A 492-nucleotide genomic window follows, 5' to 3' on the forward strand; every position below is an offset into this window, starting at 1 on the left:
TCCTTGAACAGCGCGGCCGCCTTGGCCGACTGCAGGCATTTCAGGAAAGCCGGCGTATCCTTGTCCTTCGAATCGGCGGTCTGGGCAACCGGATAGATGATCGGCGGATGCGAATCCTCCGGGAAGGTGCCGATCACCTTGACCCCCTTTTCGGCATGCGCGTCGGTGGCATAGACAATGCCAAGGGCGGCTTCGCCCGTCGAAACCAGTTTCAGCGCCGCGCGCACGTTTTCGGCCTGCGCCACCTTGCCCTCGACCGAGGACCAGACGCCGAGCGATTCAAGCGCGGCCTTGCCGTATTTGCCGGCCGGCACCGCCTTGAAATCGCCCATGGCGAGCTTGCCGTCGCCGATCAGCTTGGCGAGGTCGAAACCCTTCTCGATCCTGGTGTCGACCGCCGAGTCCTTCGGCGCCACCAGCACGATCTGATTGCCGAGCAGCTTCACTTCGGTGTCCGGCTTGGTCAGCTTCTTGTCGGAGAGATATTTCATC

Annotated in this window: 1 protein-coding gene; it reads right to left on the minus strand. The window is 62.4% G+C overall.

All coding sequences use genetic code 11. The annotated features are described in order from the left end of the window. Positions 1-492: molybdate ABC transporter substrate-binding protein (modA, locus tag EN991_RS39320; RefSeq protein ID WP_127370689.1), on the minus strand; the 492-nt coding region annotated here is incomplete at both ends.

It is taken from the genome of Mesorhizobium sp. M7A.F.Ca.US.005.03.2.1 (genome assembly GCF_003997795.1).
Taxonomy (GTDB): Bacteria; Pseudomonadota; Alphaproteobacteria; order Rhizobiales; family Rhizobiaceae; genus Mesorhizobium; species Mesorhizobium ciceri.